This window comes from Dechloromonas sp. ARDL1 (genome assembly GCF_051122455.1).
GTDB lineage: Bacteria > Pseudomonadota > Gammaproteobacteria > Burkholderiales > Rhodocyclaceae > Azonexus.
Genome location: NZ_CP168939.1, coordinates 360,505 through 385,855, shown reverse-complemented (window position 1 = coordinate 385,855; position 25,351 = coordinate 360,505). Strand labels below are relative to the sequence as shown.

General features: G+C 62.0%; 21 protein-coding genes and 1 pseudogene. 9 read left to right on the top strand and 13 right to left on the bottom strand.

Translation table 11 applies throughout. The features are described 5' to 3' along the window. Positions 1 to 4 precede the first annotated feature (4 nt). The 12 genes from btsR to AB6Q56_RS01785 form a co-directional block, all read right to left on the bottom strand. Positions 5 to 715: a two-component system response regulator BtsR gene (gene btsR, locus AB6Q56_RS01840; protein WP_434515500.1), complete on the bottom strand. Its 711-nt coding sequence runs from the start codon at positions 713 to 715 to the stop codon at positions 5 to 7. Beyond that, a complete protein-coding gene (locus AB6Q56_RS01835) occupies positions 712 to 2,439 on the bottom strand; it encodes a LytS/YhcK type 5TM receptor domain-containing protein (protein WP_434515499.1) in 1,728 nt (575 codons plus the stop codon). Before AB6Q56_RS01835 ends, btsR begins: the two co-directional genes overlap by 4 nt. Before the next feature lie 64 nt (positions 2,440 to 2,503). Next, positions 2,504 to 2,830 (bottom strand): hypothetical protein, encoded by a 327-nt coding sequence (locus tag AB6Q56_RS01830; protein WP_434515498.1) that lies wholly within the window; start codon positions 2,828 to 2,830, stop codon positions 2,504 to 2,506. A 127-nt stretch (positions 2,831 to 2,957) separates the two neighbouring features. Then, a complete protein-coding gene (locus tag AB6Q56_RS01825) occupies positions 2,958 to 3,350 on the bottom strand; it encodes a DUF2118 domain-containing protein (protein ID WP_434515497.1) in 393 nt (130 codons plus the stop codon). A 12-nt stretch (positions 3,351 to 3,362) separates the two neighbouring features. Continuing rightward, positions 3,363 to 3,647 carry a hypothetical protein gene (locus tag AB6Q56_RS01820; RefSeq protein ID WP_434515496.1) on the bottom strand — a complete coding sequence of 95 codons (285 nt, stop codon included), beginning with the start codon at positions 3,645 to 3,647 and terminating at the stop codon, positions 3,363 to 3,365. Positions 3,648 to 3,656: 9 nt separating this feature from the next. Then, positions 3,657 to 5,195, bottom strand: a complete 1,539-nt coding sequence (locus AB6Q56_RS01815) for an acyl-CoA carboxylase subunit beta (protein WP_434517114.1) — start codon at positions 5,193 to 5,195, stop codon at positions 3,657 to 3,659. A 22-nt stretch (positions 5,196 to 5,217) separates the two neighbouring features. Continuing rightward, a complete protein-coding gene (locus AB6Q56_RS01810; protein WP_434515495.1) occupies positions 5,218 to 6,720 on the bottom strand; it encodes a methylmalonyl-CoA carboxytransferase subunit 5S in 1,503 nt (500 codons plus the stop codon). Next, positions 6,717 to 7,691 carry a formate/nitrite transporter family protein gene (locus AB6Q56_RS01805; protein ID WP_434515494.1) on the bottom strand — a complete coding sequence of 325 codons (975 nt, stop codon included), beginning with the start codon at positions 7,689 to 7,691 and terminating at the stop codon, positions 6,717 to 6,719. Before AB6Q56_RS01805 ends, AB6Q56_RS01810 begins: the two co-directional genes overlap by 4 nt. 63 nt (positions 7,692 to 7,754) lie before the next feature. Beyond that, a complete protein-coding gene (locus AB6Q56_RS01800; RefSeq protein WP_434515493.1) occupies positions 7,755 to 8,963 on the bottom strand; it encodes an acetate/propionate family kinase in 1,209 nt (402 codons plus the stop codon). Between the two features lie 80 nt (positions 8,964 to 9,043). Then, positions 9,044 to 9,838, bottom strand: coding sequence for a pyruvate formate-lyase-activating protein (pflA, locus tag AB6Q56_RS01795; protein WP_434515492.1), 795 nt, complete (start codon positions 9,836 to 9,838; stop codon positions 9,044 to 9,046). After that, entirely contained in the window at positions 9,825 to 12,080 is a 2,256-nt protein-coding gene (gene pflB / locus AB6Q56_RS01790; RefSeq protein ID WP_434515491.1) for a formate C-acetyltransferase, read from the bottom strand. Before pflB ends, pflA begins: the two co-directional genes overlap by 14 nt. 143 nt (positions 12,081 to 12,223) lie before the next feature. After that, the gene (locus AB6Q56_RS01785; protein WP_434515490.1) at positions 12,224 to 14,038 is read right to left on the bottom strand and encodes a carbon starvation CstA family protein; all 1,815 of its coding nucleotides are present in this window, start codon (positions 14,036 to 14,038) and stop codon (positions 12,224 to 12,226) included. A 181-nt stretch (positions 14,039 to 14,219) separates the two neighbouring features. Between AB6Q56_RS01785 and AB6Q56_RS01780 the strand changes: the two are divergent. The 5 genes and pseudogenes from AB6Q56_RS01780 to AB6Q56_RS01760 all read left to right on the top strand — a co-directional run. Next, positions 14,220 to 14,318 (top strand): annotated as a pseudogene (locus AB6Q56_RS01780) (DMT family protein); the annotation flags it as partial. Beyond that, on the top strand, positions 14,319 to 15,137 hold the full coding sequence (gene panB, locus AB6Q56_RS01775) for a 3-methyl-2-oxobutanoate hydroxymethyltransferase (RefSeq protein WP_434515489.1): 819 nt from the start codon (positions 14,319 to 14,321) through the stop codon (positions 15,135 to 15,137). A 51-nt stretch (positions 15,138 to 15,188) separates the two neighbouring features. After that, positions 15,189 to 16,013, top strand: a complete 825-nt coding sequence (panC, locus tag AB6Q56_RS01770; protein ID WP_434515488.1) for a pantoate--beta-alanine ligase — start codon at positions 15,189 to 15,191, stop codon at positions 16,011 to 16,013. Positions 16,014 to 16,103: 90 nt separating this feature from the next. Beyond that, a complete protein-coding gene (panD, locus tag AB6Q56_RS01765; protein WP_027459146.1) occupies positions 16,104 to 16,487 on the top strand; it encodes an aspartate 1-decarboxylase in 384 nt (127 codons plus the stop codon). A gap of 103 nt (positions 16,488 to 16,590) precedes the next feature. Then, positions 16,591 to 17,103, top strand: coding sequence for a hypothetical protein (locus tag AB6Q56_RS01760; RefSeq protein WP_434515487.1), 513 nt, complete (start codon positions 16,591 to 16,593; stop codon positions 17,101 to 17,103). Positions 17,104 to 17,156: 53 nt separating this feature from the next. Here AB6Q56_RS01760 and AB6Q56_RS01755 read toward each other — a convergent pair whose 3' ends face one another. After that, complete coding sequence (locus tag AB6Q56_RS01755) at positions 17,157 to 18,566, bottom strand: NYN domain-containing protein (RefSeq protein WP_434515486.1); 1,410 nt, start codon at positions 18,564 to 18,566, stop codon at positions 17,157 to 17,159. Between the two features lie 195 nt (positions 18,567 to 18,761). Here AB6Q56_RS01755 and nifJ point away from each other — a divergent pair, with 195 nt between their 5' ends. The 4 genes from nifJ (at position 18,762) to AB6Q56_RS01735 (ending at position 25,293) form a co-directional block, all read left to right on the top strand. Further along, positions 18,762 to 22,358: a pyruvate:ferredoxin (flavodoxin) oxidoreductase gene (gene nifJ / locus AB6Q56_RS01750; RefSeq protein ID WP_434515485.1), complete on the top strand. Its 3,597-nt coding sequence runs from the start codon at positions 18,762 to 18,764 to the stop codon at positions 22,356 to 22,358. After that, complete coding sequence (locus AB6Q56_RS01745) at positions 22,351 to 23,361, top strand: dihydroorotate dehydrogenase-like protein (protein ID WP_434515484.1); 1,011 nt, start codon at positions 22,351 to 22,353, stop codon at positions 23,359 to 23,361. Before nifJ ends, AB6Q56_RS01745 begins: the two co-directional genes overlap by 8 nt. Positions 23,362 to 23,469: 108 nt before the next feature. Further along, positions 23,470 to 23,898 (top strand): c-type cytochrome, encoded by a 429-nt coding sequence (locus AB6Q56_RS01740; RefSeq protein ID WP_150429390.1) that lies wholly within the window; start codon positions 23,470 to 23,472, stop codon positions 23,896 to 23,898. Between the two features lie 18 nt (positions 23,899 to 23,916). After that, complete coding sequence (locus AB6Q56_RS01735; protein WP_434515483.1) at positions 23,917 to 25,293, top strand: cbb3-type cytochrome c oxidase subunit I; 1,377 nt, start codon at positions 23,917 to 23,919, stop codon at positions 25,291 to 25,293. The last annotated feature ends 58 nt before the right edge of the window (positions 25,294 to 25,351 follow it).

Here is a 25,351-nt window from a genome sequence, read left to right as displayed (position 1 = left end):
CAGCCTACAAGCCGAGCTTTTCCTTGAATTCGCCCAGTAGGCGCCGACTGACCGGTATCCGGTGATTGTTGCGCGTGACGATTTCGACTGCGCCAGCCTCAAGAAAATTGAGTTCCTTGATCTGATCCGGATTGACCAGATACTGGCGATGGCAGCGCAAAAACGGGGTTTTCTCTTCCAGCGTGCGCAACGTCAACTCGGTGAAATGCTCCGCCCCCTGATTGGTCGTGACATAGACTCCAGCCGTCTTCGAGGTCACATATTCGATATCGTCGATCTTGATCAACAGCACCCGATGATGCCCGGGACAGGGAATCTGCTTGAGCGGGGCGGCCGCGTCGAAAAGAAGCGGGCTGGGCGTGCGGTCATGACGCAGGCGCTTGAGTGTCAGCGCCAGGCGGGCCGGGTCGACCGGCTTCAACAGATAGTCGAACGCATTCTGGTCGAAAGCCTGCAGGGCATATTCGTCATAGGCGGTAAGAAAAACAACGCGCGGCATGCGCTCGGGGTCGAGCATACCCAGCATTTCCAGGCCACTGACGCGTGGCATCTGGATATCGAGAAAAACCACCTCCGGCTTGAGTTGGTTGATCGCCGAAATCCCCTCGATCGCATTCGAACACTGCCCAACGATACGGATATCTTTTTCCTGGCCCAGCAGGCGAGCAATTTCCTCGCGTGCCAGCTGTTCGTCGTCAACGATTAATACATTCATGCTTGATCCCCCTCGATTGTGGCAACGCTGTCACACGGCACGAGCGGCAAAATGAGCGTAATCCGGGTCAGCACCTCGGGTTCGCACACCACCTCCAGCCCGTAGGCGGAACCGTAGCGGTTGGCAATGCGCCGCCGGACCAGATTCATACCCAAGCCAGTGGCATTTGGATTGTCAGCATATAGCCCGGCATTGTCCTCCACACTCAGCAACAGTGCATTGTCGCGCGTCGTCGCCGAAATGCGAATGCGGCCAACCCCGAGCAATTGCGAGGTGCCGTGCTTGATCGCGTTTTCGACAATCGGCTGTAACAGGAAACCTGGCATGCGCACATGGCGCAACGGCTCGGGAATATCGAAATCGACCACGAGATTATCCAGGAAACGGGCTTGCTCGATTTCGAGATAAGCCGTGACGTGCTCGATCTCCTCGCTGAGGCACGCCTCCTCGCTCGGTCGCTTGAGGTTGTTGCGAAAGAAGGTGGAAAGATTCAGCACCAGCTGGCAGGCCCGCTCCGGGTCGCGCCGGATAACCGCGTAAAGCGTATTGAGGGCATTGAACAGGAAATGCGGATTGACCTGCGCGTGCAACAACTTGATCTCCGACTGAGCCAGCAGTTCGCGCTGCTGCATGTAGCGCCCGGCCAGTATCTGATTCGACAGCAGGCGCGCAATCCCCTCGCCCAAGGCCCGGTTGATGGTCGAAAACAGACGCGTCCTCGGCTCGTAGAGCTTGATGGTACCGATCACCCGCTTCTCCTCACCCACCAGCGGGATGATCAGCGAGGAAGCCAGCGGACATCGCGGACTGATCGAACAATGGTAGGCAAGCTCGTTGCCGTCGGCGTAAACGACTTCATTGTTCTCGATCGCCTTGCGGGTTAACGTCGAGTTGATCACCCTTCCCGGCAGATGATGGTCGTCGCCGATGCCGATAAATGCCAGCAGATTCTGCGTATCGGTAATCGCAACGGCACCGACACCGGTTTCTTCATAGATGATGCGGGCCACCCGGGCACTGGTATCGCTATTGAAGCCGCTGCGCAGCAAGCCTTCGACACGGGCGGCAATGGCCAGCGCCTTGGTCGAAAAGACACTGGACTGCTGCTCGTACAGATTGCGCCGTTCAAGGACGATGCTCATGAACATGCCCGCCCCCAGCACATTGGCAACCAGCATCGGCATGGCGATTTGCTCGACCAGATGCTTGGCCGCCGAAAAAGGCTCGACCAGAAGCAGAAGCACCAGCATTTGCGTGATTTCGGCGACCAAGGTCACCAGGGCGACGGGAACCGGATTGAACAACGTGCCGAAGCGCCCGCGCTGCATCATGTAGCGATGGAAAAGTCCGCCGATCAAGCCTTCAATCACCGTCGACACCATGCAGGCGAATGCCGACGGACCACCCAGCGTATAACGATGCAGACCGCCGGTAAAACCGACCGCCAGGCCGACCGACGGCCCGCCGAGCAACCCGCCGAGGACAGCTCCGATGGCGCGGGTATTGGCGATCGAGTCGTCAATCCACAGGCCGAGATACGTCCCCATGATGCAAAAGATGGAGAACACCACATAGCAGGTCAGCCGGTGCGGTAGCCGGATGGTGACGTGCATCAACGGAATGAAAACCCGGGTGCGGCTCAGCAGGTAGGCAATCACCAGGTAAACACAAGTCTGCTGCAACAGCGCCAGGGTGAGTTCAATCGAGTCGAAGATCATTTTCATATTCTACTGGCCTCCCGGTTCGGCAAAGCGGCTGCTCGCGCTGCTACAGCCGCGATCCCGAAGGTCAGCCCAAACGTACCGAGCAAGCATGCATTGCCTCCAGCAAGGCACGGGTCGCCGGCTTCAGTGCCGGGAAGCCGTTGTCGAAGCCAGCCCGATTCGCCAATTTCATCAGCAGCAGTGCAAGGCCGAGCATATCCGAATGGCGCAAGGAGCGATAACGCAGCGCTGTTGCCGACAGGTTTCGTTCAAATAACTGCCGAACAGCCATGTCGTCATTCACACCAATACCGATCAGGCTGAGGCGGCGCAGCAACTCCGCTTCGACGCGCCCAGCCTCTCTACCGTGGTTTCTCAACAAACCGGCCGCCGCGTCGACTCCATCGTTCACCGCGTATCTTCCCTGCATCCAGCCAACCTCTCAGCGCCGCATCGTACGAACAGCGAAAACCGGCCAACCAGCGCAGGCAGACCGCTCAACAACCACCATCGATTTGGCCCCGGCCAGCACCGACGGCTCAGGCGAACTCGACCAGAACGTCGCCGCTCTGGACAGCCTGGGTCGCAACGACTTTGATCGCGGCGACGACCCCGTCCCGCGGCGCCGTAATGTTCGTTTCCATCTTCATGGCCTCCAGGAGAAGCAGGGAATCGCCGGCCCGGAGGGTATCGCCTTCCTTTGCGAAGACTTTGACGACAACGCCGGAGACCGGGCTGCGGCAGAGCTTTTCATCGTCGGCCAGCGGCCGGTTGGGCGACTTGGCCGTCAGTACGCCCGGCGGCATCGCAGCACGCCCCGTCATGCTTGTCGAACCGACGGGATAGGCGGGCGGCAAGCTCGCGTTGTCGGCTTCGGCGACGTCGACATCGACCTCGTAGGTCTTGTCGTCGATGGTGATTCTGAGTTTCACGATGACTCCCGATCAATTGAGGCGGTGCGAAGCATGCGCCCCGATTCGCCCGACCTGCGCCCAGGCTGTGGAATGCACGACACGTACCTGGCGAATGCGCGCACGCACCCCCAGGAAAGCGGCGACGGCAGCGGCAATGACCAGCAGGGTTTCCTCGCTGGGCGCTGCACCTGCCGCCTCGCCCGACGCCGCCAGGCGTTGTTCGAGTTCATCGACCCGCCGGGCGAGTCTTCCGATCTCGGCGCGCATTTGCGCAATCAGTGCCGGCAGGTCGCCTTCGATAGGACTCTCTGTCATGCCGTTACCCTAAAGCGGCACCAGGCCGTGTTTCTTGTGCGGTCGCGGAAGGCGCTTGATCCGCAAGTACTCGAGGGCCTGGGCGATGTGGCGGCGGGTCAGCGCAGGTTCGATGACGGCGTCGACCAAACGCTGCTCCGCGGCGACATACGGATTGGAAAAGGTTTCGCGATAGTTGGCGATCAACTCGGCGCGACGTGCCTCCGGATTGGCGGCTTCGGCGATTTCCTTGCGAAAAACGATTTCTGCCGCTCCTTCGGCCCCCATCACGGCAATTTCGGCGCTCGGCCAGGCGAACACCCGATCGGCACCGAGATCCTTGCCGCACATGGCCAGGTAAGCGCCGCCGTAGCTCTTGCGCAGGATGACGGTGATCTTGGGTACGGTCGCCGCCGAATAGGCAAAAAGCAACTTGGCCCCATGCCGGATGATGCCCCCGTACTCCTGTTCGACGCCGGGCATGAAACCGGGCACATCGACAAAGGTGACGAGCGGAATGTTGAATGCGTTGCAGAAGCGGATGAAGCGCGCGGCTTTGGTCGAAGCATTGATGTCGAGCGCCCCGGCCATGACCGAGGGCTGATTGGCGACAATCCCCACCGTCGCGCCGCAAATCCGGGCGAAGCCGACCACGATATTGGTCGCATGACCGGACTGAACCTCGAGAAAATCGGCGAAATCGACGACCGCCTCGATGATTGCGCGGACATCGTAGCCCTGCTTGCCCTCGTCGGGCAGGATGCTTTCGAGCGCCGCGTTGGCTTCGATGGAACGGTCGCCCTCGACGATCGGCGGATCTTCCAGATTGTTCGCAGGCAGGAAACCGAGCAGCTTATGGCACAACGCAATGGCGTGGCGGTCGTCGTCGGCAATGAAATGGATCAGGCCGGAATGAACCATGTGCGCGTCCGCTCCGCCGAGGCTTTCCGCCGAGACGGTTTCGCCGGTGACCTGCTTGATGACCTGCGGCCCGGTAATGAACATCCGGGCCTGGCGGGTCTGGATGATGAAATCGGTCAGGGCCGGGCTGTAGGCGGCGCCGCCGGCGCAGGGGCCGCAAATCAGCGAAATTTGCGGCACCGCGCCGGACAACATCACGTTGGCATGGAAGACCTTGCCATAGCCAGACAGCGCGGCAATGCCTTCCTGGACACGCGCCCCGCCGGAATCGTTGATGAATACGAAGGGGGAGCCGGTTTTCAGGGAGGCCAGCATGATGTCCGCAACCTTGACCGAGTGCGTCTCGCCAGCCGACCCACCGGCCACCGTAAAGTCCTGGCTGGCCAGGTGCACGGGGCGACCGGCAATGGTTGCCGCGCCCGTAATCACACCATCGGCTGCGAACACCTTGCCCTGCATGCCAAACAAGGTTGCGCGGTGCGCCGCAAACTGGCCGATTTCCTCGAAGCTGTCGCGGTCGACCAACGCGGCAACCCGTTCACGCGCCGTCAGGCAGCCGGATTGCCGCTGGCTGGCCTGCTTTTCGGCACCGCCGCCGAGACACGAAACGGCCTGCCGCCGGCGAAGTTCTTCAATTTTTTCCTGCATGCGCTTCATGGTGCCCCCTTGTTTACGCACCGACCGGGGTCACCACAACCCGGTGGGAGTGCCCGTTCAATTTGACGTCGTAGGCCACGGGAGTGCGCAGCGGTACTGCCGCCCCGGGTACGGCGCCCGTCCCGGATGGCGCAACGTCGGGGGCGACCCCGAGATTCTTCGGCCCAAGCACGCGACTCGTGAAAAAGGCGGGCGCAACCTGTGGAAACATCGCGTAGGTCAGCACATCCTCGGCGCTGCCATTGCACCCGGCGAGCGCCGTCGCGGCAGCTGAAAGCGCCTCCCACTCCGGTTGCAGCAGATCGGCCGGACGCTGCACGATGGCTTTCTTGTGCGCGTGCTGCTCTGCCAGCGCCAGCACGGCCGGGTCGCGTTCGCCGGGGGCCTTGCCGTAATAACCGAGCATCAAATCGGCGAATTCGCTCGACATCACCTTGTAGCGCCCCATCAGGACATTGAATACCGCCTGCGTCCCGACGATCTGGCTGGAAGGCGTCACCAGCGGCGGAAAACCCGCATCCTCGCGGACTCGCGGCACTTCAAGCAGGACTTCGGCAAGGCGACTCTCTGCCTTTTGCTGCTTGAGCTGGCTTTCCATGTTGGAAATCATGCCTCCCGGAATCTGGCTGTCGAAGATATCGGTGTCGACGCCGTGGATGTTCGACATGAAAGCCTGATAGCGTGGCCGCAAGGCAGCAAAATGGTCCTTGATGCGCTGCAGGCGGGATTTGTTCAAGCGGGCCTCGTAGCCGCTGCCCTCAAGCATGGCGACCAGGCTTTCCGTCGGATTGTGGCCGGGCCCGAGGCTGAGGGAACTGATAGCGGTATCGACGCAGTCGGCACCGGCTTCGATGGCCTTCATCAGGGAAACCAGGGTAACGCCGGTCGTCGAATGCGTGTGTACATGGATGCGGACGGCCTCACCGCATCGTGTCTTGATGCCCTTGACGATATCGTAGGCAGCTTGTGGCCTGAGCAGCGCCGCCATGTCCTTCAGGCAGATCGAGTCGCAGCCGAGCTCGACCAGCCGTTCGCCCATGTCGACAAAGGTTTCGCTCGTGTGCAACGGACTGACGGTGTAGCAGATCGTTCCCTGGGCATGCTTGCCATTGCGCCGTACCGCGCCGACCGAGTGCCTGATGTTGCGGATGTCGTTCAGGGCATCGAAGATACGAAAGACATCCATGCCGTTTTCAGCCGCCTTGTCGACGAATCGATCGACGATCCCATCTTCATAGTGGCGATAGCCCAGCAGATTCTGTCCCCGCAACAACATCTGCAAGCGCGAATTGGGCAGCAAGCGGCGGAAGGTCCGCAGGCGCTCCCAGGGGTCTTCGTTCAGAAAGCGGATGCAGGCATCGAAAGTCGCTCCGCCCCAGCATTCGACCGACCAGTAGCCGGCTTGGTCAATGTCGGCACAGGCCGGCACCATGTCTTCCAGCGCCAGGCGGGTTGCGAGCAGACTCTGGTGCGCATCGCGCAAGGCCAGTTCGGTGACATCGATGATTTTGTTCATAGGCTTTTGCAGGACACCTCTTTAACGGACTCACCGCTTGCCTTGACTCGGCAACGAAAGAGCAGCCAATACACGGCACCGACCAGCAAGGCTCCGCCAACCCAGTTGCCCAGCGTTACAGCGGCCAGGTTGATCGCGAACTGATCGAGCGGAATCTCCGGTTGAACACCGCCATGCGCCGCCAGATCTTCCCAGAACGAAGCCGGGGCCCACCACTTGATGAACAGGCCGAAAGGAATGAAGTACATATTGGCAACGCAGTGTTCAAAGCCGGCCGCTACGAAGGCGGTAATCGGCATGAACATCGCCAGGATCTTGTCGGTTATGCTGCGCGCCGCCATCGCCACCCAGGCCGCCAGGCAAACCAGCACGTTGCAGAGGATGCCGAGGAAGAAAGCCCTGTCCGCAGCCAGCGTGCTTTTTGCAGTCGCCAGATAGAGCGCGCTGGCCCCGACCTCGCCGTGCCCGAACATGTACTGGCCGGAGAGGAAAACGAGAGCTGCCGCCCCCAGCGCACCGACGAAATTGCCGCACCATACGGTCGTCCACACCCGCAGCATGCGCCCGGTTTGCAAACGGCCGCTGGCCCAGGCCATGACCATCAGCGCATCGCTGGTAAACAATTGCGCACCGGCGACGACGACCAGCATCAGGCCGAGGGAGAAAGTGGCGCCCATCAGGAGCCGCGTGACCCCGTAGGGCAAATGGCCGGCCGCACCCGAGATGGTCACCGTGGCGAACAGGCCGCCGAGGGCGATGAATGCCCCGCCCAACACAGCCAGCCCGAAGATCAGCCACAGGCTTTGTCCGGCTTTTTTTGCGCCGAGATTCTCGGCGGCCAGGGCAATCGCCTCGGGCATCAAGGGGTCGATCGAAAACCCGGCAGCCGGCTCGGCGGCTGGCGAATTTGCCTGACTGTTTTCGACAACCCTCACTCCCGGGCTACCCGCTATCTTTTGCAACATCTGCATGCACTCCGCTTGCGCGAGCCGGGCGGCTCCCCACCCGGCACCGTCGCCCGACCGTCTAAGCGATCAGGCATTCCCCATCATCTGTCCAAGCACCTTGATCGTGTGCTTGGCGATCATCATTTCTTCGTTGGTGGGCAGCACGAAGACCGGTACGCTGGAATCGGCGTGCGCAATATCGTCGGCGTTTCCAGCATTCGCCCCGGCATCGATCTTCACGCCCAGCCATGCCAGCCGTTCGCCCACCCGGGCGCGAATCTGCGGCGAGTTCTCGCCGATGCCGGCAGTAAATACCAGGGCATCGAACCCGCCCATCGAGGCTGCCAACGCGGCCACCTCCTTGGCGACGCGGAAGCAGAACAGGTCGACCGCCCTAGCCGCCTGCGGCGACTCCGCCTCCTGCAGCACTTTCATGTCATTCGACAGCCCGGAAACGCCGAGCAAGCCGGATTGCTTGTAGAGCAGGTCTTCGAGTGCCTCCAGTCCCATCTGTTTTTCACGCATCAGATAGAGGATCACGCCCGGATCGATGCTGCCGCTGCGCGTTCCCATCGGCAGCCCGTCAAGTGCCGAGAAGCCCATCGACGTATCGATGCTCTGCCCGCCCTTGACCGCGCAAACACTCGACCCGTTGCCGAGATGGCAGATGACGATGTGTTTGTCAGCCAGATCGGGCCGGCGCGCCAGCAACTGCCCGGTCACGTACTCATAGGACAATCCGTGGAAACCGTAGCTGCACACGCCTTCGTCGGTCAATGCCTGCGGCAGCGCGTAGGTCCGCGCCAACCATGGCTGGGTGCTGTGAAAAGCGGTATCGAAACAAGCGACCTGCTCCAGGTCGGGAAACCGCTTGGCCAGAATGCGGATCGGAGCCAGATTATGCGGCTGGTGAAGCGGCGCCAGCGGAATCAGGCGATCAAGTTCATCGAGCAGGCAGGGACTGACACGCATCGGCTTGCCGAGAGCACGACCGCCGTGCACGACACGATGGCCGACCGCCACGATCTCGTCATCGACCAGGGTCGTTCGAATCCAGTGCAGCACGTATTGCAGCAAGGTATCGCGGCACCGGGAATCCTGCTCGTCCCAGACATGCTCGGCCAGCCGGCGGCGATCCGCCCCCCTCGCTTCGAACCTGGCCGTGCCGCCGATCCCCGAAACCTGGCCGGAGAGCAGCGTTTCCAGTTCGTCGCTGCTCGAATGTTGACGGAATGCCGAAAACTTCAGGCTGGAAGAGCCTGCGTTCAAGACAAGAAATGCGGCTTGTTTGGTCATGCTGATTCCTTTTGTATAGCAGCGTGCGCGGCTTGCGTTTTCCGATTGGCCCAAGCAGAAACGGGGTTCACGGTCACGACTCAATGGGCCAGCAAGCCGGCCTCGTGAAATATGCCGCGCACCCGCGCCAGTAACGCTTCGGAAGGCGGCTGAACGTGCTCCAGCCGGTAATTCAGGCCAAGATCGCGCCATTTGTGTTCGCCCAGCTTGTGGAACGGCAGCACATCGACGCGCTCGACATTGCCCAGGCCAGCGGCAAAGGTGGCCAGTGCCGTAATTTCGTTGGGGTTGTCGGTCAGCCCCGGCACCAGGACATAACGCAGCCAGACCGGTTTGTTGATGGCCGCGAGGTCTTCGGCGAAGCGAATCGTCGGCGCGATCTCGACGCCGGTCAGTTTGTGAAAGAGCCGCCCACTGGCTGCCTTGATATCGAGCAGGACCAGATCAAGATCGGACAGCAATTCGCTATCGGCCAGACTGCCCAGATAACCCGAAGTATCCAGTGCCGTATGCAGCCCCATCGCCTTGCAGCCATGCAGGATGGATTTGCAGAACCGAGCCTGGACCAGGGGTTCGCCGCCGCTCAAGGTGACTCCGCCACGCTGGCGGATGAAGCCCCGGTAGCTGGCGATATCGGCCAGCACATCCTCTACCGGCGTCAGGGTGCCATCCTGGCGATGCCAGGTATCCGGGTTATGGCAGTACAGACAGCGCATCGGACAACCGGAGAGGAAAAGCACGTAGCGAACACCGGGGCCATCCGCCGTGCCGAAAGTCTCGGTGGAATGCACCCAGCCCTCCAGGCTGGCCGGCCCGGCCGCTACCCCCGCAGGGGCAGCGGCAGCACGGCGCATGTTTGCGTTAATGGCTGGCATGGAAAGTACGGTTGATGACGTCAAGCTGCTGCTCGCGGGTCAGCTTGATGAAATTCACCGCATACCCCGAGACGCGAATCGTCAGTTGCGGGTATAGCTCGGGGTGATCCATCGCATGCAGCAGGGTTTCGCGATCGAATACATTCACGTTCACGTGATGCCCGTTGCTGGCGAAGTAGCCGTCGAGCATCGCCGCCAGATTGGCCACCCGCTCACCTTCGGTCGGTCCCAGCGCACGAGGCACGATGGTGAAGGTATAGGAAATGCCATCCTGCGAGCAGTCGTAGGGCAACTTGCAGACCGACGCCATGGAAGCCAGCGCCCCCTTGTGGTCGCGGCCGTGCATCGGGTTGGCGCCCGGCGCGAAGGGTTGTCCGGTCTTGCGACCGTCCGGCGTATTGCCGGTCTTCTTGCCATAGACCACGTTGGACGTAATGGTCAGTACCGACATGGTGGGAACGGCATCGCGATAGGTGCGCTGCCCTTTCAGGTAACCCATGAAGGTTTCGACCACCCAGGTGGCGATGGCATCGACCCGGTCGTCGTTGTTGCCGTAAGTCGGGAAATCGCCGTCAATCGCGAAATCGGTCGCCAGGCCGCGTTCGTCGCGGATGACTGAAACTCGGGCGTAACGCATCGCCGACAGCGAGTCGGCCACCACCGACAAGCCGGCAATGCCGCAGGCCATCGTGCGCAGGATGTCGCGGTCGTGCAGCGCCATCTCAATCCGCTCGTAAGCGTACTTGTCGTGCATGTAATGAATGGCGTTGAGCGACTTCATATACACGCCGGAGAGCCATTCCATCATCGGCAGGAACTTGCCGACGACTTCATCGTACTCCAGCACGTCACCGGAAATCGGCGCGAATTCCGGGCCGATCTGCTCGCCGGTCAGTTCGTCGCGACCGCCATTGATGGCGTACAGCAGGGTTTTCGCCAGATTGGCGCGAGCGCCGAAGAACTGCATCTGCTTGCCGATGCGCATGGCCGAGACGCAACAGGCGATACCGTAGTCGTCGCCCCAGAGCGGCCGCATCAGGTCGTCGTTCTCGTACTGGACGGAACAGGTATCGATCGAGGTCTTGGCGCAAAACTCCTTGAAGCCTTGCGGCAGCTTCTCCGACCACAGGACCGTCAGGTTCGGTTCCGGCGCCGGGCCGAGGTTGTAAAGGGTATGCAGGACGCGGAAGCTGTTCTTGGTCACCAGCGGGCGGCCATCTTCGCCGACGCCGCCAATCGATTCGGTGACCCAGGTCGGGTCGCCGGAAAACAGTTGGTCATACTCCGGCGTACGCAGGAAGCGGACGATGCGTAGCTTGATCACCAGGTCGTCCATCAGTTCCTGCGCTTGCGCCTCGTCGAGCAGGCCGGCGGCCAGGTCGCGCTCGATGTAGATGTCGAGGAAGGTCGAGATGCGGCCAATCGACATGGCGGCACCGTTCTGTTCCTTGACCGCGGCGAGATAGGCCAGGTAGGTCCATTGCACCGCTTCCCGCGCATTGGCTGCCGGGCGACCGATGTCGCAACCGTATTTGGCGGCCATCTGCTTCAACTCGTCGAGGGCGCGGAACTGCTCGGAAATTTCCTCGCGCTGGCGAATCACGCTCTCGGTAAATTCGACATTGTCGAGTTCGTGAAACTCCTGCTTCTTGAAGGCGCGCAACGCGTCAATCCCGTACAGCGCTACCCGGCGGTAGTCGCCGATGATGCGGCCACGCCCGTAAGCGTCGGGCAGACCGGTCAGGATGGCCGACTTGCGGGCCTTCATGATTTCCGGCGAATAGACATCGAAAACGCCGCTGTTGTGGTCCTTGCGGTACTTGGTCCAGATTTCGCTGACTGCCGGATCGCTCTTGAAACCGAAGGCTTCGAGACCGCCTTCGACCATGCGCAAACCGCCATTGGGCATGATGGCGCGCTTGAGCGGCGCATCGGTTTGCAAACCGACGATGATTTCGTTGGCCTGGTCGATATAGCCGGCGTCATGCGCCAAGATGCTGGAAGGACGATCGACCGAGACGTCGAGCACGCCCTTCTTCTGTTCCTGCTTCAACAGTTCCTGCATTTTTGCCCAAAGGGCGGTGGTACGCGCCGTGGGTGCAGCGAGGAAGGAACCGTAGCCGGCGTAAGGAGTGTAGTTGGCCTGAATGAAGCCCCGAACATCAACCTTAGTGGTCCATTCGCCCTGGGTAAAACCTTCCCACGGTTCCTGGCGGCTGCCGATCTTGAATAGTGCGTTCATGAGTTGCTCCTTGAAAGTAATCTGCTTGTGGCATGCGGATGCCCGACTGATTCAGGCGAGACACCCGGTCATTCCGGAAACGGCCGGGTCGGCCGTTTCCCTTTCATTCGGCGCTCAGTGGCGGTAACCACGGCGAGCGTTGTTCAGACTGCTTGGGTCAGCATGGCAGGCGGGATCGCCGAAGACTCGCCGCGGGCTTTCCACAGAACTGCCCAACGCTTCAACGATGCGACCAGGATGACGAAGCCGAGAATCAGCATCGACGAGGCGATCACCGCGTTGAACAGGCTGTACCCCTTGCCGGCGGCGTTGAGATAGACATTGCTGATCATCCAGTAGCCGGCGTAATTCACCGTCACGAAGAGATAGGCCAGCGGAATCAGGCAGGTCAGCGCGTAAATCCGCTTCTTCGAGAGGCGCATGACGATGGTGGCACCGATCATCAGGCCAACCGAGGCCATCAACTGGTTCGATACGCCGAACAGGGCCCACACCGAGCTGATGTCACCGGAGAGCAGGAGGTAGCCCCACAGGACGCAGGCGATGATGCTGGCGGTGATGCCGGCCGGCAGGGAGTTGAGATTCTTCATGGCCGGGAACAGGTCGCCCAGCAGGTCCTGGATCAGGTAACGCGAGACACGGGTTCCGGAATCGACGGCAGTCAGGATGAAGACGGCTTCGAACATGATGACGAACTGGAAGAAATACGCTGCCAGGTCGGAAAACCACGAGATCTTGGTGAAGATATAGGTCATGCCGACCGCCAGGGTCACTGCACCGCCGGTACGGCCATAAAGATCGAGGCCCATCTTTTCGCTCAATTCGGGCAGATCCACAACCTGCATACCCAGGGTCTTGAAGACTTCGGGCGTCGAGTTGATGGCGAAGTAATCGGCCGGATGCAGCGAGGTCGCGGCGATCATTGCCATGACGGCAACCATGCACTCAGCCAACATGGCACCAAAAGCAACCGGGCGAATGTCGGTCCATTTATCAACCAGCTTCGGCGTCGTTCCGGAACCGATGAAAGCATGGAAACCGGAGATGGCACCGCAGGCGATGGTGATCGAAATGAACGGCCAAACCGAACCCTTGAGGATCGGGCCACCGCCATGAATGAACTCGGTCAGCGCCGGGAACTGGATGGTCGGATTGATGAAGACAACACCGACGACCAGGGCAGCAAAAACGCCGATTTTCATGAAGCTGGAGAGGTAGCCGCGCGGCGTCAGCAGCATCCACACCGGCAAAGCGGTCGCGAAGAAGGCGTAGATCGGCAGCAGCCAACACACGGTCGTCTTGTGCAGCGTCAGCCAGTCGCCAAGAGCGGTCCCCTGCAAATGCGGGCCGGCCGCCACTGAAGCAACCACGGCGGCAACGCCGAGGTAGGTAGCCCACTTCGACGAGCCGAAGAAACGCTCATACAAGCCGAGGGCAATGGCGATCGGCACGGTCATGAAGACCGCGAAGGTTCCCCAGGCATTGCGCTCCAGTGCGTGCACCACGACGATGGACAAGCCGGCCATCGTGATGGTGATGATGAACAGCATCGCCAGGCCGGTACTCCAGCCGGCCACCGGTCCGAGTTCGGCCTTGGCCACTTCCGACAGCGATTTGCCCTGATGCTTCATGGACGCGAAGAGCACGACCGTATCGTGCACCGCGCCGCCGATCACGGCCCCGACCAGCAACCAGATGAACCCGGGCAGATAGCCGAATTGCGCCGCGAGAACCGGACCTACCAGCGGCCCCGCAGCGGCAATGGCTGCAAAGTGCTGCCCGGCGTTAACCCACTTTTTGGTGGGGACGTAGTTTTTCCCATCCTGCAATACGTGCGACGGTGTTACTTCGTTGTCATCCGCAGCCAAAACCTTGTTGACGAAGAATATCCCGTAAAAGCGATACGCCAGCGCAAGGACACAGACTGTGACGATGACAAAATAGATCGCTTGGTCCATTTTAATCTCCTCAATATGTCGTGAACAGTTATTCACAAGCGACATACTAGGAGTCGAAAAATCACCCTTTCCGGTTTTCGGGAGAACGGTAATTAATCGGGAGCCAACGGCAAAATTCCGCATCCGAAAGGCGCCATACTTTTCGCCGCCTCAAGCTACTCCTGACGCGGAATGTCTCGCGCCCTTCACCATCTTTTACATGAAACAGCCGCTCAAGCTTGACTACTTGTGGGCGGCTCTGTGTATCCTAGGCGCCGTTTACTTCGTCTTCAGGACCTGAATGTCTACTCAAGTCGTCACCCGCCGCCTGACCCAGGGCGACCTCGCCAAGCTTTATGCGGCTGGCGAGAAGATCGTCATGTTCACCGCCTACGATGCCAGCTTCGCCCGCCTGCTCGACGGCGCCGGCGTCGAGTCCCTGTTGATCGGCGACTCGCTGGGCAACGTGATCCAGGGGCACGACACCACGCTGCCGGTCACCGTCGCCGACATCGCCTACCACACGGCCGCCGTCAAACGCGGCTCTGACCGCGCTTTCATCATTGCCGACATGCCCTTCGGCAGCTACCAGGAATCGCCGGAACAGGCTTTCCGCAACGCCGTCACGCTGATGGCGGCCGGCGCCCAAATGGTCAAGCTGGAGGGCGGCGGCGATATGGCGAAGACTGTCAAATTCCTCGTCGACCGCGGCATCCCCGTCTGCGGCCATCTCGGCCTGACGCCGCAATCCGTGCACGTCATGGGCGGCTACAAGGTCCAGGGCAAGGGCGAAGCCGCCGCCCAGCGCCTGAAGGACGATGCGCTGGCGCTGCAGGAAGCCGGCGCGACCATGATCGTCCTTGAAGCGATTCCCGCCGTATTGGCCGCCGAAGTGACGGCCATGCTGCACATCATCACCATCGGCATCGGCGCCGGCAAGGATTGCTCGGGCCAGGTGCTCGTCGTGCACGACGCCTTCGACATCCCGCCCGGCAAGAAAGCCAAGTTCGTCCGCAATTTCATGGAAGGCGCTTCGTCCGTCCATGACGCAGCCTGCCGTGCCGTCGCGGCCGTCAAGGATGGCACCTACCCCGGCCCGGAACACACCTACGCGGCCTGATCCCGGATAGCCGGGCACCAGACCCGGCCTTTCGACGCAAGAGACCTCAACATGCACATTCATTCCAGCATCGCCGACCTGCGTTCGGCCTTGAAGAACCGCGGCCGCATCGTTTTCGTGCCGACCATGGGCAACCTGCACGCCGGCCACATCAGCCTGATGGAACAGGCCCGCGCCCACGGCGACACGGTCGTCGCCTCGATCTTCGTCAACCGACTGCAATTTGGCCCGAACGAGGACTTCGACAAGTACCCGCGCACCTTCCAGGCCGACTGCGACAAGCTGGCCGCCGCCGGCGTCGACGTGCTGTTTGCGCCGACCGAAGCCGATCTCTATCCGGAACCGCAAGAGTACGTCGTCGAACCGCCGGCCATCCAGCACGTGCTCGACGGCGAATTCCGTCCGGGTCATTTCCGTGGCGTCGCCACCGTGGTACTCAAGCTGTTCAACATCGTCCGGCCTGACACCGCGCTGTTCGGCAAGAAGGACTACCAGCAGCTGATGGTCATCCGCAACATGACCCGCCAACTGGCCTTGCCGATCGACATCATCGGCGGCGAAACGGTCCGCGCTGCCGACGGACTGGCCCTGTCGTCGCGCAATGGCTACCTCAGCGACGCCGAGCGTGCCGAAGCGCCGCGCCTGTATCGTCTGCTGAATGAAATCCGCGAGGCAGTGCGCCACGGTGAAACCGATACCGGCAAACTGGAGCGATCTGCCGTTGCTGCGCTCGATGCGGCCGGCTGGAAGACCGACTATGTTGCCATCCGACAACAGTCGGACCTGGCTGTCCCCAAAGGCGTAAACGCCCCGCTGGTGGTGCTTGCCGCCAGCCGCCTGGGAGGCACCCGGCTCATTGATAACATTGAGATTTGATGCGGGCTGAATATCCATAATTATGCCCGTTGACAGAGGGGCTATTGTCGTTACAATGCGCTTCCCCCAACCTTCTGGATGAGTGAAACCATGCAGAGAACGATGCTGAAATCCAAGTTGCACCGCGTGACGGCGACCCATGCCGACCTGCACTACGAGGGTTCCTGCGCCATTGATGAAGACCTGCTCGAAGCGGCCAACATCAAGGAATACGAACAGATCGACATCTGGAACGTAAATAACGGTGAGCGTTTCACGACCTACGCCATTCGCGCCGAGCGCGGATCGGGCGTCATCTCGGTCAATGGTTCCGCAGCCCGCCGCGCTGCCCCGGGCGACATCCTGATCATCGCCACTTTCGCCGTGTACAACGAAGTCGAACTGGCCAAGCATGAGCCGGACCTAATCTACGTCGATTCGCAGAACCGCATCGTACGTCGCGGGCACAAGATTCCGGTCCAGGCCGCCGCCTGATCGCGAATTTATTCACGCCCCAGAGAAAACCCGCCGCATGGCGGGTTTTTCTTTTCTGTACAATGCCCTACAAAAATTTACACACCAAAGTTGGAGACAAACAATGGGCGTTGTTTTCGCAAAGACCCAAAAAGGGCATGACGAAATCGCCACGAAGGCCGGAGGGCTGTCGCCGCGCGTGCGACGAATCCTGATCTTCGTCGATGGGAAGCGGTCAGTCGAGGAGTTGCGCAGCATGCTCCTTGCCGATGACCTCCAGCACACGCTGGGCATGCTCGAGGAAGAAGGCTATATCGAGTTCCACGATCTGAAAGCCTCCCCGCAGGCAGCCACATCGCCGGTGCCGGCCGCACTGCCGTCGATCACGGCCTTCGGCGACCTACCGGCCGAGCCGGACCCTGTTCGTCTGCAGATGGCGCGCAATTTCATGACCAATACGCTCAATGCCTTCGTCGGTTCGCTGGGTACCAGCGGCCTGCTCGACCGCATCGACAAGAGCGATGGCCACCAGGCACTGCGCGACCTGTACGACGAGTGGTATCACGCCATCGTGATGTCGCGCGACGGCAAGCGCGAAGCCGAGTCGCTGCGCGCCAAGCTGCTCAACGTCATCTAGACGCCAGCTACCCCCGAAAAAAAAGGCAGCCGAGGCTGCCTTTCCGTGTTCGCTCAGCTTTCCGTCGTAGCAGCGGCTTTCGGCTTGCGCGGCCGCGCCGGTCGCTTGGCCTTGGCCGGCTTGCCTTCGTCGGCAGCCTCTACAGGCTGCGCTGCCTCGGCCGGGGCATCGGCCGCTTCGGATGAGGCGCTCTTGCGCGGGCGACGGCCAGCGCGGCTCGGCTTGCTTTCCGCCTCGGGTGTGGCGACCTCGGGTGCGGGCATCGCCTCCGCCACCGCTGCCGGCTCGGCCGCTTTCGCTTGCTCCTTGTTCCGGCCACCGCGACCGCGCCGGGTATCGCGACGTGGCTTGGTATCGACGGCATCGGTTGCCGGAACGACTACGGCTGCGGGCGCTGCGTCGACAGCCGGCTCGGGCTCGCTGACAGGAGCGGCAACGGAAGCGGGCTCGATCGCCGCTTCGCTGGCCGGCGCACGTTCGCGATCCCGGCCGTTGCGCCCGCGGCGTCCGCCCCGGCGGCGCTGGCCGCCGCCGGCCTCCGCTTCGGAAGCAGGGCCTTCGGTTTGCACCGGTGGCTCTTCGGTGGCTTCAACCACAACCGGCTCGACGGAGGCCGTTTCCACCGATACGTCGCCTTCGATGGCCACTGCCGGCCGCACCGGCGCCCGGAAGACGAAGGCGCCCTTCTCGTCGCGTCCAAAACCGAGCAGGCCACGGCTTGCCGCCTCTTCCAGCAGATTACCGAAGCTGCGGAAACCGTAGTAGCTCTCGTTGAATCCCGGATTGCGGCGCTTGACCACTTCCTTGAGCACGGACGCCCAGATGCGTTCGCTCTCGCCACGGTCGGCAATGAGATCGACAAAGGTTGTCGTCACCAGCTCGACGGCCTTGGCCTTGCGCTCCTCCTGCTTTTCGCGGCGCTTGGCTTCCTCCTCCGGCGAACGCTTCTCGCGCTCGCGGCGCTGGCCGCCACGGCTGGCCTCGCGGTCGCGGACCAGGTCGTCGTAATAGATGAATTCGTCGCAATTGGTGATCAGCAGATCGGAGCAGCTTTGCTTGACGCCGACGCCGATGACTTTCTTGGCGTTCTCGCGCAGCTTGGAGACCAGCGGCGAGAAGTCGGAATCGCCGGAAATGATGACAAAGGTATCGACGTGCGACTTGGTATAGCACAGGTCGAGCGCATCGACGACCATGCGGATGTCGGCCGAATTCTTGCCCGACTGGCGGACGTGCGGGATTTCGATCAGTTCGAAATTGGCCTCGTGCATCGCGGCCTTGAACCCCTTGTAGCGCTCCCAGTCGCAGTAGGCCTTCTTGACGACGATGCTGCCCTTGGCGAGCAGGCGCTCGAGCACGGGGCGGATGTCGAATTTTTCGTATTGTGCGTCGCGCACGCCGAGGGCAATGTTCTCGAAATCACAGAAGAGCGCCATGCTGGCGGTGTCGTTGGATGCGGCCATGAAATGCTTTCAACTTGAGGAGGACGAAGTATACCGCCGATGGCCCTCCCGGCAGCGTGGAATACCCTGCCACGATGCGGAACAAGAGCCCATTCCAACGGCAAGTTTCGGGCGTATGATGAAGTTGCTGCAACGCAGCACCCGCAGCACTGCAGCAAGCCGGCGGAGAACCGGCAACCGTCTCAGGGGTTTCGCATGAACAGCATGCTCACCATTGACGGCAATGAAGCCGTCGCCAACGTGGCCTACCGCGTTTCCGAAGTGATCGCCATTTACCCGATCACACCCTCGTCCGGCATGGGCGAACTCTCCGACGAATGGGCCGCCCAGGGCCGCAGGAACCTCTGGGGCACCGTCCCCACCGTCGTCGAGTTGCAATCCGAAGGCGGCGCCGCCGGCGCCGTCCATGGCGCGCTGCAGACCGGCGCCCTGGCCACTACCTTCACGGCATCGCAAGGCCTGCTGTCGATGATTCCCAACATGTACAAGATCGCCGGCGAACTGACGCCGACGGTTTTCCATGTCGCCGCCCGCGCCGTGGCCACGCATGCGCTGTCCATCTTCGGCGACCATTCCGACGCGATGGCGACGCGCGGCACCGGCTTCGCGCTGCTCGCCTCGAATTCGGTACAGGAAGCGCAGGACATGGCAGCCATCGCCTCGGCTGCCACGCTGGCCGGGCGCATCCCGGTGCTCCACTTCTTCGACGGCTTCCGCACCTCGCACGAAGTCGCCAAGATCGCGCCGCTGGCGGATGACACGCTCAAGGCCCTGTTCGAGCCATCGCAGATCGACGCCCAGCGTCGCCGTGCCCTGTCGCCGGAACATCCGGTGCTACGCGGCACGGCGCAGAACCCGGATACCTTCTTCCAGTGCCGCGAGGCGCAGAATCCATGGTTCGACGCCTTCCCCGGCATCGTGCAGCAGACCATGGACCGCTTCGCCGGGCTGACCGGGCGCACCTATCGGTTGTTCGATTACGTCGGTGCGCCGGATGCCGGGCGCGTCATCGTCATCATGGGTTCGGGCGCCGAAACCGTTGAGGAAACCGTCGACGACATGAATCGGCGCGGCGAAAAGGTCGGCCTGCTCAAGGTCCGCCTCTATCGGCCGTGGGCGCCGGAGGCCCTGCTCGCCGCCCTGCCGCCCTCGGTCTTCGCCGTCGCCGTGCTCGACCGCTGCAAGGAGGCCGGCGCCGACGGCGAACCGCTGTTCAAGGACGTGCTGGTTGCGCTGGCCGAGGATGCGGCTGGCGAGACACCCCACTTCGGGCGCATGCCGAAAGTGATCGGCGGCCGCTATGGGCTGGGCTCCAAGGAGTTCACGCCGGCCATGGTCGTTTCCATCTACGCCGCCTGTGCGCTAGCCTCGCCGAAGCGCCGTTTCACGGTCGGCATCGATGACGACGTCAGCCACCTGTCGCTGACTGTTGATCCGAGCTTTCGCACCATGGCCGCCCGCGAGCATTTCGCCGCCGTCTTCTACGGTCTCGGCTCGGATGGCACGGTGTCGGCGAACAAAAATTCGATCAAGATCATCGGCGACGAAACCGAACGCTACGCGCAGGGCTATTTCGTCTACGACTCCAAGAAGTCCGGCGCGATGACCGTATCGCACCTGCGTTTCGGGCCGCAGCCGATCCGCTCGGCCTACCTGACCGCTGACGGGGACGCACGCTTCGTCGCCTGCCATCAGGCGCACTTTCTCGAACAGCATGATCTGTTGGCGCACGCCGCGCCGGAAGCCGTCTTCCTGCTCAACACCGACGTACCGCCCGAGCAAGTCTGGGATCGTCTGCCGGCCCGCATCCAGCAGCAGATGATCGCCAAGCGCATCCGCTTCTACGTGATCGACGCCTACAAGGTGGCGCAGGAAGCCGACATGGGGCGGCGCATCAATACCGTGATGCAGACCTGCTTCTTCGCCATTTCCGGCATCCTTCCCCAGGAACAGGCCATTGCCGCGATCAAGCACGCCGTCGAAAAAACCTATGGCCGCAAGGGCCGACGTATCGCCGAGTTCAATTACCGCGCCATCGACAGGACCGTCGCCTGCCTGCATCGCGTAGCACTGCCCGAGCCAGCCAGCCCGGCAGCTGAGCCCGCCAGGGGAAAGGCCGCCGACGATTTCATCCACCGCGTCACACTGCCGCTGATCGCCGGCCACGGCGACCGGCTGCCGGTTTCGCTGTTCCCGGTGGACGGAACCTGGCCGACCGGTACCGCACGCCACGAAAAGCGCAATTTGGCGCTGGAAATCCCGGTCTGGGACGAAACATTGTGCACGCAATGCGGCAAGTGCGTTTTCGTCTGTCCGCATTCGGCGATTCGCGCCAAGGTTTTCACCGCCGACCGGACGACCGGTGCACCGCCCAGCTTCAAGCACGTTCCCGCACGCAGCAAGGACTACCCGGCCGGCACCCGCATGAGCTACCAAGTGGCCCCCGAGGATTGCACCGGCTGCACGCTGTGCGTCGAGGCCTGCCCGATCCGCGACAAGTCGAACATCGCGCACAAGGCGCTCAACATGGCCGCCCAGCCCCCCTTGCGCGCCGCCGAGGTCGCCAACTGGGAATTCTTCCTCACCCTGCCCGACCTCGAGCGACAGATCGCCAAACGCACTGCCCTGCCCGGCGCCATGCAGCTGCAACCGCTGTTCGAGTTCTCCGGCGCCTGCGTCGGCTGCGGCGAGACACCGTACATCCGGCTGGCCACGCAGCTGTTCGGCGACCGGATGCTGGTCGCCAACGCCACCGGCTGCTCGTCGATCTACGGCGGCAACCTGCCGACCACGCCGTATTGCAAGGACGCCGACGGCCGCGGCCCGGCGTGGAGCAACTCGCTGTTCGAAGACAACGCCGAGTTCGGCCTCGGCATGCGCCTGGCCACCGACAAGCTGGCCGATGCGGCACGCACGCAATTGCAGGCGCTGGCGCCGCAACTCGATCCGGCGCTGGTGAGCGCGCTTCTCGACACCGAGCAGCGCAGCGAAGCCGGCATCCACGCACAGCGCGAACGGGTCGCCGAACTGCTCGCCGCGCTGCAGACCATCGCCACGCCCGAGGCGACCCAACTGGCCGCGCTGGCGGAATACCTGGTCCGGCGCAGCGTGTGGATCATCGGCGGCGACGGCTGGGCCTACGACATCGGCTTCGGCGGTCTCGACCATGTGCTGGCTTCCGGCCAGGATGTAAATATCCTCGTGCTCGACACCGAGGTCTATTCCAACACCGGCGGCCAGAACTCCAAGGCAACGCCGCTCGGAGCGGTCGCCAAGTTCGCTGCCGGCGGCAAGCCGAACCGCAAGAAGGATCTGGCGCGCATCGCCATGGACTACGAAAACGTCTTCGTCGCCCAGGTCGCCTACGGCGCCAAGGATGTACACACGCTGAAGGCTTTCCTCGATGCCGAAAGCTACCCCGGCGTATCGATCATCATCGCCTACAGCCCCTGCATCGCCCATGGCGTCGATCTGTCCTGCAACCTGCGCCAGCAGGATCTGGCGGTGAAGTCCGGCCACTGGCCCCTGCTCCGCTACGACCCGCGTCTGCGCCAACAAGGGCGCAACCCGCTGTCGGTGGATAGCGCGGCGCCGTCAATTCCGTATCGCGACTTTGCCCAGCACGAAGCCCGTTTCACGGTGCTGGAGCGGCTGCGCCCGGAGGCGGCCGAGCGCTTGATGAACGAAGCCGAAACGGTAGCCCGCAACCGCCACCGGGAATATGCCGACCTCGCCGCACTGGCGCTGCCCGGTGCCGAAAAGCCTGCCACGGAGGAGAACAAGAATGCCTGACCTGAGCACCCGATACCTCGGCCTGCACCTGAAGAACCCGATCGTTCCATCCTCCACGCCACTGACGCGCGATGCGGCCGCGCCGCTCCATTTGGAGGATGCAGGCGCCGCCGCCATCGTCATGCACTCGCTGTTCGAGGAGGATGTGCGCAACGACGAAAGGATGATCGACCGCTTCCTGATCCACCCGGAACCCTCCGGCGAAGCGAGCGGCCACTTACCTGGCCGCCAGGACTACGAAAGCAAGCTCGACCGTTATCTGGCGCAGATCGGCTACCTCAAGGAGCGCCTGGATATTCCGGTCATCGCCAGCCTGAACGGCGACTCGCTGTCCGGCTGGGTGGAACTCGGCCGCGAACTGGAGGCCGCCGGGGCCGACGCACTGGAGCTCAATGCCTGGCATCTGCCGGGAACGGTGTTCGAGACGGCCGGCGGCGTTGAGGACCGCTACATCGCCTTGCTCGCCGAGTTGAAAGCCGTCGTCCGGATACCCGTCTGCCTCAAGCTCTCGCCTTTCTTCTCGGCCCTGCCCAATTTCGTCCGCCGCGCGGAAAAGGCCGGAGTCGCCGGCGTCTCGCTGTTCAACCGCTTTTTCCAGCCGGACATCGACCTGGCCAGCCTGACGGTAGTCGACCGGGTCCAGCTATCGACCTCGGCCGACAGTTTGCTGGCCATGCGCTGGATCGCCATCCTGCGCGGCCAGACGCCGATCACGCTGGCTGCGTCGGGCGGCATCCACAACGCAGCCGACACGCTGAAGATGCTATTCGCCGGTGCCGATGTCACCCACGTGGCGAGCGGCATCCTGCTCAAAGGCCCGACGCTGATCGGGCAGATGCTGAAGGACATCGAACGCTGGCTCGCCGAGCATGACTACGATTCGGTCGCGCAACTCCAGGGATCGATGAGCCAGCGCAATCACCCCAATCCTTCGGCCTATGCGCGGAGCGCCTATCTAAACGCCATCGACAGCTTCACGCCGCCCGCCGGAGTCCGCTACTGAGCAGGATTTAGACACATTCTTGCCGCATTTTTAGCAGGCATCAAAGCAGCAAGTCACTCCCCCACCTACCATCGACCCGCCAAACAATTTCCGAAAGGGGGAAAGACAATGAGTGGCGCTTTCACTAAGTCGATGGCGCGGAACATTTTCTACGGGGGGACGATTTTCTTCTTCCTGTTGTTCCTAGCGCTGTCATTCGATACTCATTCGCAACTGCCGAAGCGCGACATGCGGGCCAACATCACGCCGCAAATCGCCGAAGGCAAGAAGCTGTGGGAAGTTAACAACTGCATCGGCTGCCACACCCTGATGGGTGAAGGTGCCTACTTCGCTCCGGAACTGGGCAACGTCGTCGTCCGCTATGGCGACGAAGGCGTCAAGGCATTCATCAAGAGCCGTCCGAAGGAAGGCATCCCGGGCCGCCGCAGCATGCCGCAGTTCAATTTCACCGACGAGCAGCTGGACGCCATCGTGGCCTTCCTGAAGCACGTCAATTCGATCAACGACGCAAACTGGCCGCCTAACAGCCAGGGCTGATCGAGAGGAGAACTGAACATGCAATTTAAATCCCAAGCGGTTGCAAAACCCTATTTCATCGCGGCTATCGGCCTGTTTGTCGGTCAAATCCTGTTCGGCCTGATCCTTGGCCTGCAGTATGTGCTCGGCGACTTCCTGTTCCCCGCCATTCCGTTCAACGTGGCCCGCATGGTCCACACCAACCTGCTGATCGTGTGGCTGCTGTTCGGCTTCATGGGCGGCGCGTACTACATGATCCCGGAAGAATCCGAGACCGAACTGTTCAGCCCCAAGCTGGCGCTGGCCATGTTCTGGATCTTCCTGGTCGCCGGCGCGCTGACCATCGTCGGTTACCTGGCGGTTCCGTACGCCACGCTGGCCGAACTGACCGGCAACAACCTGCTCGAAACGATGGGTCGCGAGTTCCTCGAACAGCCGCTGCCGACCAAGCTCGGTATCGTGGTCGTCGCGCTGGCCTTCCTGTTCAACATCACCCTGACGGTGCTGAAGGGCAAGAAGACCTCCATCTCGATCGTGCTGCTGCTCGGCTTGTGGGGCCTCGCCGTCTTCTTCCTATTCTCCTTCTACAACCCGGTGAACGTCGTTCTCGACAAGTTCTTCTGGTGGTGGACGGTGCACCTCTGGGTGGAAGGCGTATGGGAACTGATCCTCGGTTCGTTCCTGGCCTTCGTGCTGATCAAGACGACCGGTGTTGACCGTGAAGTGATCGAAAAGTGGCTGTACGTCATCGTCACCCTGACGCTGATCACCGGCATCATCGGTACGGGTCACCACTACTTCTGGATCGGTACGCCGGAATACTGGCAGTGGTGGGGTTCCATCTTCTCCGCACTGGAACCGATCCCGTTCTTCGCCATGACCGTCTTCGCCTTCAACATGGTGAACCGTCGTCGTCGCGAGCACCCGAACAAGGCCGCCGTCCTGTGGGCCCTGGGTACCGGTGTGATGGCTTTCCTGGGTGCTGGCGTGTGGGGCTTCCTGCACACCCTGGCTCCGGTCAATTACTACACGCACGGCACGCAGATCACCGCCGCTCACGGCCACATGGCTTTCTATGGCGCCTACGCCATGGTCAACCTGATGATGATCTCCTACGCCATGCCCATCCTGCGCGGCCGTGCTGCCAACAGCAACAAGTCGCAAGTGCTGGAAATGTGGTCGTTCTGGCTGATGACCGTCGCCATCGTGTTCATCACCCTGTTCCTGACCGCCGCCGGTATCCTGCAAGTCTGGCTGCAGCGCGTCTCCGACGCTCCGCTGCCCTTCATGGTGGCCCAGGACAAGATCGCCCTGTTCTACTGGATGCGTGAATGGGCAGGCGTTGCCTTCCTGATCGGCCTGATTGTCTACATCGCCAGCTTCTTCGTCGGCGGTGACGAGAAGGAAGCCGCGTAAGCGACGATACCTCCAGGTAGCACCCCAAAGGCGCGGCTCTTCGGACCGCGCCTTTTTT

Excerpts from the sequence above, each read along its gene's own strand:
- AB6Q56_RS01810 (WP_434515495.1), bottom strand. The coding sequence starts at position 6,720 with ATGAACAAAATCATCGATGTCACCGAACTGGCCTTGCGCGATGCGCAC.
- panC (WP_434515488.1), top strand. The coding sequence starts at position 15,189 with ATGCACATTCATTCCAGCATCGCCGACCTGCGTTCGGCCTTGAAGAAC.
- AB6Q56_RS01820 (WP_434515496.1), bottom strand. The coding sequence starts at position 3,647 with ATGACAGAGAGTCCTATCGAAGGCGACCTGCCGGCACTGATTGCGCAA.
- AB6Q56_RS01815 (WP_434517114.1), bottom strand. The coding sequence starts at position 5,195 with ATGCAGGAAAAAATTGAAGAACTTCGCCGGCGGCAGGCCGTTTCGTGT.
- AB6Q56_RS01805 (WP_434515494.1), bottom strand. The coding sequence starts at position 7,691 with ATGCAGATGTTGCAAAAGATAGCGGGTAGCCCGGGAGTGAGGGTTGTC.
- AB6Q56_RS01785 (WP_434515490.1), bottom strand. The coding sequence starts at position 14,038 with ATGGACCAAGCGATCTATTTTGTCATCGTCACAGTCTGTGTCCTTGCG.
- btsR (WP_434515500.1), bottom strand. The coding sequence starts at position 715 with ATGAATGTATTAATCGTTGACGACGAACAGCTGGCACGCGAGGAAATT.
- AB6Q56_RS01835 (WP_434515499.1), bottom strand. The coding sequence starts at position 2,439 with ATGAAAATGATCTTCGACTCGATTGAACTCACCCTGGCGCTGTTGCAG.
- nifJ (WP_434515485.1), top strand. The coding sequence starts at position 18,762 with ATGAACAGCATGCTCACCATTGACGGCAATGAAGCCGTCGCCAACGTG.
- AB6Q56_RS01760 (WP_434515487.1), top strand. The coding sequence starts at position 16,591 with ATGGGCGTTGTTTTCGCAAAGACCCAAAAAGGGCATGACGAAATCGCC.
- AB6Q56_RS01745 (WP_434515484.1), top strand. The coding sequence starts at position 22,351 with ATGCCTGACCTGAGCACCCGATACCTCGGCCTGCACCTGAAGAACCCG.
- AB6Q56_RS01740 (WP_150429390.1), top strand. The coding sequence starts at position 23,470 with ATGAGTGGCGCTTTCACTAAGTCGATGGCGCGGAACATTTTCTACGGG.
- panD (WP_027459146.1), top strand. The coding sequence starts at position 16,104 with ATGCAGAGAACGATGCTGAAATCCAAGTTGCACCGCGTGACGGCGACC.
- pflB (WP_434515491.1), bottom strand. The coding sequence starts at position 12,080 with ATGAACGCACTATTCAAGATCGGCAGCCGCCAGGAACCGTGGGAAGGT.
- AB6Q56_RS01755 (WP_434515486.1), bottom strand. The coding sequence starts at position 18,566 with ATGGCCGCATCCAACGACACCGCCAGCATGGCGCTCTTCTGTGATTTC.
- AB6Q56_RS01735 (WP_434515483.1), top strand. The coding sequence starts at position 23,917 with ATGCAATTTAAATCCCAAGCGGTTGCAAAACCCTATTTCATCGCGGCT.
- panB (WP_434515489.1), top strand. The coding sequence starts at position 14,319 with ATGTCTACTCAAGTCGTCACCCGCCGCCTGACCCAGGGCGACCTCGCC.
- AB6Q56_RS01800 (WP_434515493.1), bottom strand. The coding sequence starts at position 8,963 with ATGACCAAACAAGCCGCATTTCTTGTCTTGAACGCAGGCTCTTCCAGC.
- pflA (WP_434515492.1), bottom strand. The coding sequence starts at position 9,838 with ATGCCAGCCATTAACGCAAACATGCGCCGTGCTGCCGCTGCCCCTGCG.